Below are 15894 nucleotides of genomic sequence, written 5' to 3'. Positions count from 1 at the left end.
CTTATGGGCATGACGGTGCAATCTTCAGGTGCTCGTGGAGGCGGGTTTCGTCGTCGCCGCCGTCCTGTTGCTGAAATCAACATGACGCCAATGATTGATGTGATGCTGGTCCTCCTTGTTATCTTTATGGTGACGGCGCCGTTGTTGACAACCGGTGTCAGCGTTGATCTGCCCCGGGCCAAGGCTCCTCAGATTTCCGAGCCGGATAACAAGGCTCTGACCGTTTCTGTTGCAGCAGATGGTCAGGTGTATCTGAACCAGACACCGATTTCCCTGGATCTATTGCCGGCCCGGGTTCGGGCCATTGCCGGTGTCAATCCGGATGTACGGATCTATGTCCGCGCCGATGGCCAACTTCAGTATGGTGTTGTGATGCACATTCTGGGCAGCCTGCATGCTGCCGGTTTTTCCAAGGCTGCCCTGGTTACGCAGACGCCCGCGGCTTCCGCGGCTAAACGTTAGTTTGGATGGCGCAGTGTGCACATGAAACGTCGCGGTATGTGCAACGGGTTGGTTGTTTCTGTCACGCTGCATGTTGTAGTGCTGTTGCTGGCTGTGTTTGGTTTTCCTTCCCTGTTCGATGAGCCGGAGCCAATTGAGACGGCCATGATTGTTGATCTTGTCGAGATTGCTGAGCGTACGGCGGCACCTCCCCCTGTCAAGAAGGTTGAGGAGCCAAAGGAGGAACCGAAGCCGGAACCAAAGCAAGATGATCAGCCCAAGCCGCAGGTGCGTGCCGATGCTGCTGTCCCTCAGCCAAAACAGGCACCGGAGCCAGAGCCGAAGAAAGCAGAGCCAAAGCCGGTTGAGCCTCCGAAACCTGATCCTGAAAAAGCAGAGCCCAAAAAACCGGAACCCAAGAAGCCAGAGCCAAAGAAACCTGAACCGAAGAAGCAGGACACGCAGAAGGCCAAGCCCAAGGATGATGACCCGTTCAAGGATCTGATGAAGAATGTCGAAAAATTTCGCGAGAAGTCAGAGCCTGCCACACCGGAAAAGAAGTCAACCCCACAGCAACCTTCCAATCAGCCGAGAGTTCTGAATGCCCCTCTTGCCGATCGGGCTACCATGACGGAGCTGGATGCCATAAGGGCGCAGATTGAACGGAACTGGGCTGTTGATACCGGTGCCAAGGGGGTGGAAAGTATGGTGATCCCGCTTAAGGTTCGCATTACCCCGGAAGGGATGGTAACCAGTGTCGATGTTCTTGATACACAGCGTTATGGCAGTGACTCATCGTATCGGGCTGTTGCGGAATCAGCGCGTCGGGCTGTGTACCGGTCGCAGCCAATCCGCTATCCTTTGCAAAAGTATGAGACGTTCAAGTCCATGGAACTTGTCTTCAGTCCTCAGTCCCGGATGTAACCGGAGCAGAGGGTATGATTTTTCCGGAAGGAACCAGGAAGCGATGATAAAGTGTGGTCGTTCTGTCACTGCAGGTGCTTTGAAGTTCGGTATTCTTGTCTTTGTGATCGCGGTTGGCCTTGGCATCGGTACTCCGTCATGGGCAGAGGTGCGCATTGATATTACCCGTGGCCGGGTTGAGCCAACGCCTGTGGCTGTTCCTGATTTTGTGGCCTCGGACTCAAACCGTTCGGTTGGCGCAGATGTCGCGTCGGTGGTTTCAGCCGACCTGGAGCGTTCGGGACTTTTCCTGCCATTGGACCGGTCAGCATTCATTCAGCAGTTTTCAGGTCTGGATGAGCCACCGCACTTTGCCGACTGGCGCACGATCAATGCACAGGTTCTGGTGCAAGGTGCCGTAGAGTCACACGGGCCTGGCACGGTACGGATTGCCTTCCGTCTCTGGGATATTTTCACGGGGCAGCAGGTTCTGGGTAAATCGTTTACAGCGGCCCCGGATAACTGGCGCCGTGTTGCGCATATGATTTCTGACGAGATCTACAAGCGTTTGACCGGTGAAGACGGTTATTTTGATACCCGTATTGTCTATGTTGCAGAAAGCGGGCCGGTAACACGCAGGGTTAAACGCTTGGCGATCATGGATCAGGATGGTGCCAATCACCAGTATCTGACTGATGGCTCGTCGATGGTACTGACTCCGCGCTTTTCGCCGACTGCGCAGGAAATTACCTATATGAGTTTCTATGGCGACAGCCCCAGGGTCTATTTGTACAACATCGACTCTGGCCGGCAGGAGCTTCTGGGTGATTTTCCAGGCATGACATTTGCACCGCGTTTTTCACCTGATGGAAACAAGGTTGTCCTGTCTATGGCGAAAGATGGTAACACCGACATCTTCGAGATGGATTTACGAACCCGGCGCCGTATTCAACTGACGAATGCGTCTGCGATTGATACGTCGCCTTCTTATTCGCCTGATGGTTACCGTATAGTTTTCAACTCGGATCGTGGCGGCACCCAGCAGCTTTACGTAATGGACTCCGATGGAAGCAGTGTTCGCCGCATCAGCTTCGGCGAGGGACGTTATGCCACTCCGGTTTGGTCCCCGCGGGGAGATCTGGTTGCTTTTACAAAGATGAAGGGCGGTGAATTCTACATTGGCGTCATGAAGCCGGATGGAAGTGGTGAACGCATGCTGTCATCGGGTTTCCTGATGGAAAGCCCGACATGGGCGCCAAATGGTCGTGTCCTGATGTATTACAGAAGCGAGAAGAGCGGAAATCCCCAGCTTTATTCGATTGATCTCACAGGTTACAACGAGCGGCGCGTTATCACACCCCAGGCTGCGTCAGATCCGGCGTGGTCACCACTTTTGCCGTAATCGTGACATGGCATTGCATCAAACGGACTGTACGGAGTTGAGAAAAACCAGTATAAGGCCGTCTTGGGGTCCGTTTTCGGGCCTGCCTGCTCTGTGCGCAATATCCTTGTGGTCTTGCGTCCCGGAGCTTCCTTAACCCCATTACGTGAGCTGAGGGGAAAAACAATGAAGTTCCGCCTGTTGCCCGTTCTCGCCGCCGTAGCCCTTTTGTCCGCATGCGGTACCGCCTCTGATGAGTCGGCCAGCGGTTCCATGGGCAAAGCCGCTCCTGCTCCCGGGTCGGTTGAAGAGTTCATGACCGTTGTGGGCGATCGTGTCCACTTTGGTTTTGACAAGTACACCCTGACTCCGGAAGCACAGGCTACCCTGCGTAACCAAGCCGCTTGGCTGAAGCGCTACTCCAGCACGACCCTGATGATTGAAGGGCATGCTGACGAGCGCGGTACGCGTGAGTACAACCTTGGTCTGGGTGAGCGTCGTGCGAACTCCGTCAAGAAGTTCCTGATTGCCCAAGGTGTGAGTGCCAGCCGTCTGAAAGTGACCTCCTATGGCAAGGAGCGTCCGGAATGCGGTGATGCAACTGAAGCCTGCTACACCAAAAATCGTCGCGGTGTTTCTGTTCTGCACTGATCAGCTGCATTAGACTCCGCTGCGCTTGTGCGGCGTGCGGTGTCGATACGGCAACACGTGTGTTAAAAAGTACCCGTCAGCTATTGGCTGCTTATGCAGCTGGTGGCTGCGGGTGCTTTTTATTTTTCCAGGCCATATAGGTTGCTGTTTTTTTGTTGGCTTTCTGTAGACGTGTAGGATGTTATCGTGTGTCTTGGACACGGTGTTCTGGTCTACAGAAATTCGGGAATGTTGTATGACTGACGGGGCTGCTCTTTTCTCTTTGCCTGTGCTGTTGCGTTTTTCATGTGCCGGCTGTGGCGTGATAGCGTGTCTTCTAGTGTCTGCTCCGGCTGTGGCCCGTGATGGCTTTTCCTCCTCGGGTGTTCGTATGGCCCAGGCCGATAGCGCCGGCCTTGTTTCCGAGCTTCTGGTCAAGGTTGGTGAACTGGAGCGTCTGAACCAGGAATTGACAGGCCGCCTGGAAGAAGTCCAACACGAGAACCAGCAACTGTCCGAGCGCTTTGATGCCTATGTCAAAGATGCGGAGTTTCGTTTCCAGGAACTGGAAAAAGGACGGAGTGGGGCATCCCCTGCACCCGGTTTTTCTTCTGAGCCTGCGTCTGGTGGTCGGGCCTTTGTTCCTTCCGAGCCTATGGATCCCGGTCAGAAATATACGCGTGCCTTCAATTTATTGCGCACAAACGATTACCCGGCAGCGCAGGTGGCTTTCCAGGATTTCATCAAAGAAAATCCTGGTCATGATCTGGCGGGGAATGCCCAGTATTGGCTTGGTGAAACGTTCTATGTGCGCGGCAATTACAAGCAGGCGGCTGTCTCTTTCCTGGATGGGTACAAGAAATATCCCAAGAGCACGAAGGCACCCGATAACTTGCTGAAGCTTGGGTTAACCATGGGCAAGCTGGGTCAGAACAAGGAGGCCTGTGCTGCTTTGGGCAAGCTCAAGTCCGAGTATCCTGCTGCACCGGATGCGATAAAGCGTCGTTTGGGGAGCGAGAAAGAACGTCTGAAATGTTCATTCTGACCCAGTCGGTTGTGTATGTCTGCCTTTGATCCAGATGTGCTCTATGCGGTCTTTAGTGAGGCAATGGAAGGTCTTGGGCCTTTCGGGTGCCCGCCGGTTGTCGCTGTTGCTGTTTCCGGCGGTGCAGACAGCCTTGCTCTTGCCTTGTTGGCCCGGCGATGGACTGTCGATCGTGGCGGTTGTCTTTATGCTTTGACGGTTGATCACCGTCTGCGTCCTGAATCAGCAACGGAGGCGTGTCAGGTTGCTGGCTGGATGAGGGCCTATGATATCAGGCACCATATCCTCGTTCCTGGTAGCGCGCCTCCACCGGGGGCAGGGCAGGAGTGGGCGCGGCGATGCCGTTACACGCTTCTGGACCAGTGGTGCCGGGAACAGGGAATTGTTCACTTGTTGCTCGGTCACCATCGGCGTGACCAGGATGAGACCCGGGTTCTGCGTCGTAATGCCGGCAGTGGTCCTCTTGGTCTGGCGGGAATGGCACTCCTTGTGACCCGTGAGAATATATGCCTGCTGCGTCCCTTGCTTGATGTTGATCCTGATGCCCTCAGGGCCTTTCTGATACACAGCGGCCAGCCTTGGATTGAGGATCCTTCCAACAAGAACCTGCGCTACGAGCGTATCAAGATTCGTCAGCGTCTTTTGGCGGGTGATGAGCAGGGCCACCCGGGAACGCGTGCTGCCGAGCGTTTTTGTTTTGAGCGGCGTGTTGATGAAGTGTTGGCTTCTGCCGTCCGGATTGACGCGTCTGGTTTTGCGATCTGTGATTATCAGGTGCTGCGGGATGTCTCGCCAGATGAAGCGATGCATGCCTTGCGTCGTGTTCTGATGTGTGTTGGCGGCCTGGAATACCCGCCACGTCAGGAGCGTTTGTCACGACTGATGGACAAGCTCCCTGCGAGGGCAACGTTGGGGGGATGCGTTCTTGTCCCCCAAGAGTCCGGCTTGCTTGTTGCACGGGAAACGCGGGGTTTGCCGGATCGGATTCCTGTGGCTTTGTGGCCAAGTGTCCAACGATGGGACGGTCGCTTTCTGATTGGACATGAGGGAGATGTCCCGGAGCATCTGTCCCTTGCGCCTTTGGGGCATGAAGGGACCGCCTTTCTCAAAGCATTGGAGGGGTGTATAATGCCTTTGCAGGGGGTTCCCCTGATCGCGTTGGCGACACTTCCCGCTTTTTGGCTTAACGGGGTACTGGTATCTGTGCCGCAAGTAGGCTATTTCTCAGTAAAAACCGGGGTGGATCGGGCTTTTTCTGTGTTTGCCCGCTTTTCTCCCTGTCATCCGCTGGGATCATGCAGTTTCCGCCTTGCGGGGGGTCCATCCGGGCCTATGTAGATTGGATATTAAGTGACTGTACGCTGCAGAGTGGAGCCGGTTGGCACCGGCAGCGGGTTTGATGGAAGGGCAGTGCTTTGAATTTCAGCAAGAACTTGCTTCTGTGGGTGATAATAGCCGTCCTTCTGGTGGCGCTGTTCAACCTGTTCCAGACGTCTTCGCCTCGTAATGCAGGAAGTGCCATTGCATTCTCTGACTTCCTTGAGAGGGTTGACCGGAACGAAGTGGTTGCCGTGACCATCCAGGGTGGTCGTATTTCCGGCTCCTTGCAGAACGGTCAAGCTTTCTCCACCTTTATGCCAGACGGGTCCAATGTGGTGCAGCAGTTGCGCGACCATAACGTCCGTATTGCAGCGTTGCCACGGGAAGATGATGTTCCCACGATTTGGGGGGTCCTGATTTCGTGGTTCCCGATGTTGCTGTTGATTGGCGTGTGGATTTTCTTCATGCGACAGATGCAGGGCGGATCACGCGGGGCCATGGGTTTTGGAAAGTCCAAGGCGCGTCTTTTGACCGAGAAGGCCGGACGTGTGACCTTTGATGATGTTGCCGGCATCGACGAAGCCAAGCAGGAACTGGAGGAAGTGGTCGAGTTTCTGCGCGATCCCCAGAAGTTCCAGCGTCTCGGTGGCAAGATTCCCAAGGGTGTTCTGCTGGTTGGGCCTCCGGGGACGGGGAAAACGCTTCTTGCGCGTGCGATTGCCGGTGAAGCAAACGTTCCCTTTTTCACGATTTCAGGGTCTGATTTCGTTGAAATGTTTGTTGGCGTCGGTGCCAGTCGTGTCCGTGACATGTTCGAGCAAGGCAAGAAGAACGCGCCCTGTATTATTTTCATCGATGAAATTGATGCTGTGGGTCGTCATCGTGGTGCCGGTCTTGGTGGCGGTAATGACGAACGTGAGCAAACCCTGAACCAGCTGCTTGTGGAGATGGACGGTTTCGAAGCCAATGAGGGGGTTATCCTGATTGCAGCGACCAACCGGCCCGATGTTCTGGATCCTGCTCTTTTGCGTCCGGGCCGCTTTGACCGTCAGGTGGTGGTGCCGAACCCGGATGTTCTGGGACGCGAGAAGATTTTGCGTGTGCATACCCGCAAAAGTCCGCTGGGACCGGATGTCGACATCAAGGTTATTGCGCGCGGGACACCGGGCTTTTCCGGTGCTGACTTGTCCAATCTGGTGAATGAGGCCGCCCTGCTTGCTGCCCGCAAGGGAAAGAAAGTTCTGACCCACTCTGATTTTGAAGAGGCAAAAGACAAGGTTCTGATGGGTGCGGAGCGTCGCTCCATGGTCATGACCGAGGATGAGAAGCGGATGACTGCTTACCACGAGGGGGGGCATGCCCTTGTGACCTTGCACTGTCCGGCCTACGACCCCATCCACAAGGCCACGATCATCCCCCGTGGGCGGGCCTTGGGGTTGGTACAAAGCCTGCCGGAGCGGGATCGCTACTCCGTCAGCCGCGAATATCTTGAGTCCTTCCTGGCGATTGCCATGGCCGGTCGTATAGCAGAGGAGCTGATTTTTGGCCCCGAGAAAGTTACGACCGGAGCCGCGCAGGATATCAAGATGGCCACGGACCGTGCCCGGAGAATGGTGACGGAGTGGGGGATGTCGGAGAGTCTGGGGCCATTGGCCTATGCCGCGCCAGAGGGGGAGGTGTTTCTGGGGCATACGGTAACGACCCAGAAGAACATTTCTGAACAGACAGCGCGTGAAGTGGACATGGAGGTCCGTACACTGGTTGATCGTGGCTACAAGCGTGCGCTGAAGATTCTCACCGAGAACCGTGACCAGTTGGAGCGTATTGCTCAGGCTTTGCTTGAGTATGAGACCCTGACCGGTGCCGAACTTCGTGGCCTTCTGGATGGACAGCCTATCGTCCGTGACGATGGTGACTCGTTGCCATCTGCCACGGGGTCTGGCGCTGCGTCTGGTCCTGTGCGGAAGTCCTCTGTACCTTCCAGCGGGAAACCTGATACAGGCTTGTCAAACCGGCCCGGGCCGGAACCTCAGCCGGAAAGTTGAAAGTTCTGGTTATGGGCAGCTTGTTGTTTGCAAACAAAAGTCCCGCGTTGCCGCGGGCCTTTTGTTTGGCTCCTTCCGCCATTTCAGGCTCTTTCCCCCTGTACGTTGTTCCGTTGGGTGTGACTCCGGGCGGTGTGCATGACAGCCCCACCTGGATGGTTATCTGGCGTGATGAGACGGGTGTTGCCGGTCGCGCCGTTGTTTCACGCGAAGCCTTGGTTCAGTGGGCCTGTCAGGGGGGCGATGAGATTTTGGCCCATACGACGCGGCGTATGCGTTTGTGTGAAGGAAAAGGGCCCTCCTCTTTTCTGGAAACAATGTTGCCGGACGGTCCTGTCGTTATGGGGATCATTAATGTAACACCAGACAGCTTCTCCGATGGCGGAGACTACCTGGATGTCGATACGGCCGTTGCGCGTGGTATCGCTATGCTGGAAGCAGGCGCCGGTATTCTTGATGTTGGGGGAGAGTCAACGCGGCCTGGCGCTGCACCGGTGTGTCATGACGAGGAAATCCGACGCGTTGTTCCTGTCATTCGGGCTTTGGCCAACTCCGGTGCGGTTGTTTCTGTTGATACCAGGCATGCGCCGGTCATGGAAGCTGCCGTTGCGGCCGGGGCCTCCATTATCAATGATGTTTCGGCCCTGAGTGGTCCGGGTAGTCTGGATATGACTGCTCGTTTGGGAAAACCTGTCATCTTGATGCATATGCAGGGTGAACCGGGGACAATGCAGCAGGCACCTTCCTATATGTGTTCTGCTCTGGATGTTTTTGATGCGTTGGAAGAACGTATTCATGCTTGTCGCAGGGCTGGTATTGACCAACAGAATATTTGTGTTGATCCCGGTATAGGCTTTGGCAAGCTGGCATCACATAATGCAGATATTCTGGGGCATCTTGGTCTGTATCGCGGGCTGGGCTGTCCTGTGGCCCTGGGTGTGTCACGCAAGAGTTTTATTGGTCAGGTTGCGGGTGTTGCTGATCCTCTTCAGCGGCTTCCCGGTTCATTGGCTCTTGCGACCCTTGGGTGGGAGCAGGGCATCAATATTGTGCGTGCGCATGATGTGGCTGCAACAGTGCAAGCGCGTAATGTATGGCAAGCTGTGCGCTCTGCCGCACAATAGAGAGACCGAGGCAGTTTATGGGAACAAGAAAGTACTTCGGTACAGACGGTATACGTGGGACAGCCAATGTAGAACCCATGACGGCCGAAACTGCGTTGCGGGTCGGAATGGCTGCCGGGCGTATTTTTACCCGTGGTCCTCATCGACATGCTGTTGTTATTGGCAAGGATACCCGGCTGTCAGGCTATATGCTCGAACCTGCCCTGACTGCCGGTTTTATCTCGGTGGGGATGGATGTTCTGTTGGTGGGACCAATGCCAACGCCGGCAGTTGCCATGCTGACCCGGTCGCTGCGCGCTGATCTGGGCGTAATGATTTCTGCGTCCCATAATCCTTACCAGGATAATGGGATCAAGCTGTTCGGGCCCGATGGTTACAAACTGTCCGATGAGGTCGAGGCTTCGATCGAAACCCTGATGCAGGAGCTGGATGCACCGGAGCATCAAGCCGTAACCTTGTCCTCGCCAACAGGCCTGGGTCGGGCCAGGCGTCTGGATGATGCCGGTGGCCGGTATATTGAATCCGTCAAGCAGACATTCCCCCGGGGGCTTCGTCTTGACGGGTTGAAGGTTGTTGTGGACTGTGCCAATGGGGCTGCCTATCGCACAGCGCCCTCTGTTCTGTGGGAACTGGGGGCAGAGGTGATTCCCCTTGGCGTTGATCCGAACGGGGTCAATATCAATGATCGATGCGGCTCTCAGCATCCAGATGCCATGCAGGCTGCCGTTATCAGCCATGGGGCTGATATTGGTATTGCTCTTGATGGCGATGCCGATCGCTTGGTGTTGTGTGATGAGCACGGACATTTGGTTGATGGCGACCAGATTCTGGGCCTGATTGCCCGCGCTCTCCGAAACAGGGATGAGTTGCCGGGCGACACCGTTGTTGCGACCGTGATGTCCAACCTGGGGCTGGAGGCATTTCTGCGGTCAGAGCGCATCCAGTTGCTTCGGACTGCAGTCGGGGATCGCTATGTGATGGAACAGATGCGTGCCAGCGGTCTTGCGCTTGGCGGCGAGCAGTCTGGTCACATCATTCTGGGCGATCATGCAACAACGGGTGATGGGCTTGTTGCGGCTCTGCAGGTTTTGGCAGAGCTTGTGCAGTCTGGTCGTAGTGCGAGTGAGCTGCTGCGTGTTTTTCACCCATATCCCCAAGTGTTGCGGAATGTGCGTGTCGCTGGCCGTAGCCAGGCAGATCATGCTTTGGCTTCCGATACGGTAAAAGGCTGTGTTGGTCACTGGGAAAAGCGGCTGGGCGTGACCGGGCGCGTTCTTTTACGGAAATCCGGTACAGAGCCTTTGATCCGCGTTATGGTGGAGGCAGAGGATGCCGGCTTGGTCGAAGATGTCGCGCTGGATTTATGCCGGGCTATTGAGTCCAGTGCGGATGGAGGCGTGTTATGATGGTCTCTTTATCCCGTGGGCGTGTGTTGATTATTGCCGGCTCTGATTCTGGCGGTGGTGCCGGTATTCAGGCTGATATCAAGACAGTGACATGTCTGGGTGGTTTTGCCGCAACGGCGATTACAGCATTGACGGCCCAGAATACAAAGGGTGTGTTTGGTATACACCCTGTCCCAGAGTCTTTTGTACGCGACCAGATTGCAGTCGTCATGGAAGATATTGGGGCTGACTGTATCAAGATCGGGATGTTGGCAACAACAGGCATCATTCGTGCTGTCTCGCAGGCGCTTGACGACTTTGCAGCGGATGTGCCGGTTGTTCTTGACCCGGTCATGTACGCAAAAGGGGGACATGCCCTGCTTGAACCCGATGCGGTTCAGGCCATGAAAGAGATACTCATCCCGAAATCATTCTTGATCACGCCCAATCTTCCCGAGGCGGGGGCCTTGGTTGGTCAGGATATCCTCGATGAGTCTTCCATGGTTCATGCGATAGATGCCCTGCGTGCGCTTGGTTCTTCGGCTGTTCTGTTGAAGGGTGGGCATCTGGATGGTGATCTGTTGGTTGACTTGCTGATTCATGCCGATGGCGTGGATCGTTTCCAAGGTGAGAGAATGTTGACCCGTCACACGCACGGGACAGGGTGTACGCTGGCTTCTGCTGTTGCTACGGGTCTTGCTCAAGGGCTTTCGCCTTTGGCTTCTGTGACGCGTGCCCGTGATTATGTGCGTGTTGCCATTGAAACGGCACCCGGATTTGGGCACGGGCACGGACCTCTCAATCATAATCATACTCTTCAGGTTCATCGGGCAGCACATTAAGGCCGATGTTTTTCTGAGCGATGCCTGCCTCCAGGAGCTCAGGGTGTGATCCATCTGGGGAATATTGTTGTTCTACAGTGGGCTTGTATGCTTGACAACGCCCCTATTGATTGTATTTTTTAACATAAACTACCTGTGCTTGAATATTAGGGGCAGGCAAGCTACCCTTCGCGCGCTTTTGCTTCCAGCAACTTGTGTAGGGGGGGTCAATGACTCGCAGGGTGGAACAAGACAGTTTCCTGGGGAACAGCGCTGTCTTCCGTGTTTCTGAGTGTTTCTTTCCAACAAAGCGCCTTCTTGCCGGTGATAGTACGCGTGTGCTTCCTTCTGAAGCCCTGACGCATCGTATTGGGAGCTCCGGAGATGACACGATCCGTGCCGAACCTGGACCAGAATTGATTGATGGCTTGGATGGAACAGATCTTGTTGATTATTCAGAGCAGGAATCGTCCGAACTGGTTCAGCTTCCCTCTGCTATCCCCACAACAGAGGTAGATGTGCAGCTCCCTGATCAAGAAGAGTCTTTGGCCGCTGACCGTACTGGTAACGGCGAGGCTAACCTTTTTATAGATGCGCCTGCAGCAGAAGTGATTGATGGGCATGGTGGGGTCGATGTAGTCGATTACTCCAGATCCTCTGCGGGTATACGCGTTTCGCTTGCCGGGAAAAACGATGCATACGTCTATGTTGACGGCATCTGTCAGGATGTTTTGCGCAACATCGAGGGTGTTGTCGGTACGTCCTTGGCTGATGAGTTGCGTGGTGATGACGGTGTCAATGTCTTGATCGGAAATGGTGGCGACGATCTTATTGAAGGTGCCGGCCAAGGTGATTTGCTGATGGGGGGAGCCGGGGCCGATATCTTTGTTTATCGCCACGTCTCTGATTCCAGTCCGCAGTATCAGGACTTTATCGCAGATCTGAACAGCTTGTCTGGAGATCGGATTGATCTTTCAGACTTTGATGGGAACGTGATGCGTGAGGGCTTCCAGCCTCTTGCGTTCTCGGGTGATGTCCCGCGTGTTCATTCTATCTGGTATCAGGGTGATATGGATGTGGGGTGGGGAGCAGGAAAAGTTGTTGCAGATGTCAATGGTGACCTGGAACCGGATATTACGATCGGAGTGTGGGAAATGTCAGCCCGGCAAGGAAAAATCAATGTGGTGTTAAGGCATGAAGTCCTTGGCACGGATGGTGATGATATGCTTGTGGCAACGCCGGGGCGGGATCTTGTCGATGGTCTCGCCGGGTTTGATTTTCTTGATCTTTCGGAGAGCAAGAAGTCTCTGTATGTAGAGCTATCCGGATCACAGGACAGCACAGTTTTTGTTGATGGCTTCTCGGATGACATTGTTCGTAATATTGAAGGAATAAAGTCAGGGGCCGGGAATGATGTCATAAAAGGGGATTCCCTTAACAATGTCATCGTTGGTGGGGCTGGTGATGATGTCCTTTTTGGTGGAGAGGGTCAGGATATCCTGACCGGAGGATCAGGTTCTGATCGTTTCGTTTATAATGCTTCGCTTGATGGTGGGGATACAATCCTTGACTTCAGTATCGCTGAAGGCGACGTCTTGGATTTCGGTCTGACACCAGTCGCGTCTCTTCTCCATTTCTCTTCAGATGGTCCGAAAGCACATGCTGTGTGGTGTGTGCCGGGTAGTCCGGGGAACCCGGCTCTTGTTCTTGCAGATACCAATGGTGATACCGTCCCTGATTTTACGGTTACGCTCTTGGGGTTATTCTCTGAAGAAACGCCCAAGGTTTTGCTCCCGGGGTCTTCTGATGCCACCGCTGCTCTTACTCCGCCTGCGTACAAACCCTATGGGTCTGGTAGCGTGAACCCTATTGAGGAGTCTACGGTGCCTGTCAGTGCCCAAGATCTCGTTACAGAGCCGGATCCGGTGGAAGATTTTATAACCGGTTCTGCTCCATTAAGTGTTGTTGAAGTGAGTCCTTCCGGGGGGCATATCAGCTCTGATGTGGAGCTCTTTTCCTGATGTTTTCTGGCAGTATGGTGTGTTGCTTGGAAGAGAGGGTACACGGTTCTGCAGCGCAATGATAATTATAAGAAAGTCGCCCTCATGTTAATGCATGGGGGCGATATAATACTATATATCGAATACATTGATAATTTTATGATACTATTGATATGAAATATGAAATGAATAAAGTGGGAGGTCTTGATCATGAAACCATACGACATGGACCCAAAGCTGTCGATCGTCGGGACAAATCAAAATGATCTTTTCATAGGAAACGATGAAGGTAACATTTTTCGTGGAAGAGGTGGTCGCGATATCCTGGATGGCTCTGGTTGTCAGGATACGGCGGATTATTCTGACAAGCTTGATTCTGTTGTTGTTACCTTGAAACGATCCTTGCCTGCCAATGTTTTTGTCGGCGGTGTAGCCGAAGATGTTCTCATCAATATTGAAAATGTCATCGGGGGTTCGGGTGATGACAGGCTGATTGGTGATGATGGCCTGAATGTATTCCGGGGAGGGCCGGGGAAAGACTACATTGATGGTGGTGACAGTACGGATTGCGCAGATTATCTGGACAAGGATTTGCCGGTTCACGTTACCCTCAATGGGAAGCACGAAGTCACAGTTTACGTTGGGGGAGAGCCGGAGGATACGATACGGAATATCGAGCAGATCATTGGTGGTTCCGGTGATGATCGTCTGATCGGGGACGACGAGGGTAACACCTTCCATGGTGCTGGCGGACGCGACTACATTGACGGCGGTGCCGGTATGGATACGGTTGACTTCCTTGACAAGATGCAGCCGGTACATCTGACCTTGGCCGAGAAGGGGATGGAAAGTGTGGCCTTTGTCGGGGGTGTTCCCGAAGATACGATCAAGAATATAGAGATTGTCGTGGGGGGATCAGGCGACGATCGTTTGATCGGAAACAGCTCTCTCAACTGGCTTGCCGGTGGGGACGGGAATGACACCCTGCAGGGGAATGGTGGCAGGGATCTTCTGATTGGCGATAAAGGTGCCGATACATTTGTCTATATTTCCTTTGAGGATTCGCTGGTAGATACGCCCGACTACATTGTTGACTTCAACAGCGCAGAGGGAGATCGCGTTGATCTTTCGGCCATTGATGGAGACCGTTTTGCCGATGGATTCCAACCGTTGCGTTTTGGCGGAACGCTTCCTCATCCCAATGGGGTTTGGTACGAGGAGTGTGGAGAGGTCAATCAGTTGGGGGGTATGATTGCAGGGCGCAACATCAAAATTCATGTTGATGTTGATGGTGATGCCTTGGCGGATATGATGATAAACCTTTGCGAAGGGGCACCCGAAGGTGCGCCTAATCTTGTATTGTCCGATCCACTCTACCTGTTGCCCTAGTTATTCCTTGAACCGGAGGCAGGGGTATTGCCCCTGCCTCCTTTCTTTATGTCACAGCAGGAAGCGTGTTCGTATTGTGCCGGGAATTGTTTCCAGCGCCGCGCGGATGGCGTCCATGTCTCCTTCCCGGGTGTCGACGTCAACAACAACATAGCCAATATTGGATGATGTTTGTAAATATTGGCCTGTAATATTGACTGTGTGTGCCGAGAGAACTTCGTTGATTCGGGCCAAAACCCCCGGGACATTCTTGTGTATATGCATAAAGCGTGATCCACCCTGATGCATGGGGAGCTGTACTTCGGGGAAGTTGACAGCGCCTAAAGTTGAACCGTTATCAGAGTACTTGACCAGCTTCTCTGCAACCTCGGTGCCGATATTGACCTGTGCTTCCAGGGTGGAGCCTCCGATGTGAGGGGTCAGGATAACGTTGTGCAGACCGCGAAGAGGACTGATGAATTCTTCCTTTGAATCAGCAGGTTCCTGTGGAAACACGTCAATGGCTGCACCGGAAAGATGTTTTTTTCTCAGGGCGTTGGCTAAAGCATCAATGTCTACAACCTGCCCCCGGGCCGCATTGATCAGTGCTGCACCGGGCTTCATCACGGCCAGTTGCTCCGCGCCAATCATGTTTCTGGTTTCGGGGGTTGATGGAACATGCAGGCTGACGAAATCGGATGCAGCCAGCATCTCATCCAGGCTGGCGCACGAGCAGGCATTGCCAAGCGCCAGCTTTTCAACGATGTCATAGAACAGGACCCGCAGCCCAATATTCTCAGCCAGGATAGACAGCTGGGTGCCGATATGGCCATAACCGATGATGCCCAAGGTCTTTCCCCTGACTTCACAGGCCCCGTCTGTGCTTTTCAGCCAGCTTCCGCCGTGGGTGTTCCAGTTCTTTTCCGGGATACGCCGTGCCAGCATGATGATTTCCCCCAGAACCAGCTCGGCAACGGAGCGTGTATTGGAGTAGGGTGCGTTGAAGACCGGTATCCCCATGGTCCGCGCTGCATCCAGATTGACCTGATTGGTTCCGATGCAGAAGCACCCGACGGCAATAAGTTTGTTGGCTGCAGCCAGAACATCAGATGTCAGTTTTGTACGTGAGCGAATTCCGACCATGTGAGCATCGGCAATGGCTTGTTGAAGCTCAGCTCCATCCAGGGCGCCCCCATGACATTCCACCGTTGTATAGCCTTGAGCGGTAAGGTAGGTGACGGCGCTGCTGTGGATATTCTCCAGAAGCACAATTTTTATTTTGTCTTTCGGAAGAGAGAGCTTGCTCACAGATATCCCCTTGAATCTGGATAGGGACGACAGGCGTGGCGCCAGTTCCCTTTTGGATTGCCGAATATGTGGCCAGGGTTTATCACACACACACGTCTTTGGGCATCCCCGTATTGTGTGTAG

At 54.2% G+C, this 15894-nt stretch carries 13 protein-coding genes; 12 read left to right on the top strand and 1 reads right to left on the bottom strand.

Going from position 1 to position 15894, the window contains the following annotated elements; all coding sequences use genetic code 11:
• Positions 1-3 precede the first annotated feature (3 nt).
• The 12 genes from HEQ72_RS02445 (at position 4) to HEQ72_RS02390 (ending at position 14484) form a co-directional block, all read left to right on the top strand.
• The gene (locus HEQ72_RS02445) at positions 4-462 is read left to right on the top strand and encodes an ExbD/TolR family protein (protein WP_168018676.1); all 459 of its coding nucleotides are present in this window, start codon (positions 4-6) and stop codon (positions 460-462) included.
• 21 nt (positions 463-483) lie between these two features.
• Positions 484-1365, top strand: coding sequence for a TonB C-terminal domain-containing protein (locus HEQ72_RS02440; protein WP_168018678.1), 882 nt, complete (start codon positions 484-486; stop codon positions 1363-1365).
• A gap of 43 nt (positions 1366-1408) precedes the next feature.
• Positions 1409-2746 (top strand): Tol-Pal system beta propeller repeat protein TolB, encoded by a 1338-nt coding sequence (tolB, locus tag HEQ72_RS02435; protein WP_168018680.1) that lies wholly within the window; start codon positions 1409-1411, stop codon positions 2744-2746.
• Between the two features lie 165 nt (positions 2747-2911).
• Complete coding sequence (gene pal, locus HEQ72_RS02430) at positions 2912-3376, top strand: peptidoglycan-associated lipoprotein Pal (protein ID WP_168018682.1); 465 nt, start codon at positions 2912-2914, stop codon at positions 3374-3376.
• A gap of 235 nt (positions 3377-3611) precedes the next feature.
• Positions 3612-4400: a tol-pal system protein YbgF gene (gene ybgF / locus HEQ72_RS02425; RefSeq protein WP_168022441.1), complete on the top strand. Its 789-nt coding sequence runs from the start codon at positions 3612-3614 to the stop codon at positions 4398-4400.
• A gap of 15 nt (positions 4401-4415) precedes the next feature.
• Positions 4416-5738 carry a tRNA lysidine(34) synthetase TilS gene (gene tilS / locus HEQ72_RS02420; RefSeq protein WP_168022440.1) on the top strand — a complete coding sequence of 441 codons (1323 nt, stop codon included), beginning with the start codon at positions 4416-4418 and terminating at the stop codon, positions 5736-5738.
• A gap of 77 nt (positions 5739-5815) precedes the next feature.
• Complete coding sequence (gene ftsH / locus HEQ72_RS02415) at positions 5816-7765, top strand: ATP-dependent zinc metalloprotease FtsH (protein WP_168022439.1); 1950 nt, start codon at positions 5816-5818, stop codon at positions 7763-7765.
• A complete protein-coding gene (gene folP / locus HEQ72_RS02410; protein WP_245184051.1) occupies positions 7762-8889 on the top strand; it encodes a dihydropteroate synthase in 1128 nt (375 codons plus the stop codon). The genes ftsH and folP overlap by 4 nt, the downstream gene beginning before the upstream one ends.
• Positions 8890-8906: 17 nt before the next feature.
• Positions 8907-10295, top strand: coding sequence for a phosphoglucosamine mutase (glmM, locus tag HEQ72_RS02405; protein WP_168018686.1), 1389 nt, complete (start codon positions 8907-8909; stop codon positions 10293-10295).
• Positions 10295-11116 (top strand): bifunctional hydroxymethylpyrimidine kinase/phosphomethylpyrimidine kinase, encoded by an 822-nt coding sequence (thiD, locus tag HEQ72_RS02400; protein ID WP_168019203.1) that lies wholly within the window; start codon positions 10295-10297, stop codon positions 11114-11116. The genes glmM and thiD overlap by 1 nt, the downstream gene beginning before the upstream one ends.
• A gap of 209 nt (positions 11117-11325) precedes the next feature.
• A complete protein-coding gene (locus tag HEQ72_RS02395; RefSeq protein ID WP_168022438.1) occupies positions 11326-13116 on the top strand; it encodes a M10 family metallopeptidase C-terminal domain-containing protein in 1791 nt (596 codons plus the stop codon).
• Positions 13117-13305: 189 nt separating this feature from the next.
• A complete protein-coding gene (locus tag HEQ72_RS02390) occupies positions 13306-14484 on the top strand; it encodes a M10 family metallopeptidase C-terminal domain-containing protein (RefSeq protein ID WP_168022437.1) in 1179 nt (392 codons plus the stop codon).
• A gap of 51 nt (positions 14485-14535) precedes the next feature.
• On the opposite strand, the gene serA is transcribed toward HEQ72_RS02390, so the two are convergent.
• Complete coding sequence (serA, locus tag HEQ72_RS02385; RefSeq protein WP_168022436.1) at positions 14536-15771, bottom strand: phosphoglycerate dehydrogenase; 1236 nt, start codon at positions 15769-15771, stop codon at positions 14536-14538.
• Between the last annotated feature and the right edge of the window lie 123 nt (positions 15772-15894).

This window comes from Haematospirillum sp. 15-248, assembly GCF_012102665.1.
GTDB lineage: Bacteria > Pseudomonadota > Alphaproteobacteria > Rhodospirillales > Rhodospirillaceae > Haematospirillum.
This window is presented reverse-complemented; position numbering and strand designations above follow the sequence as displayed.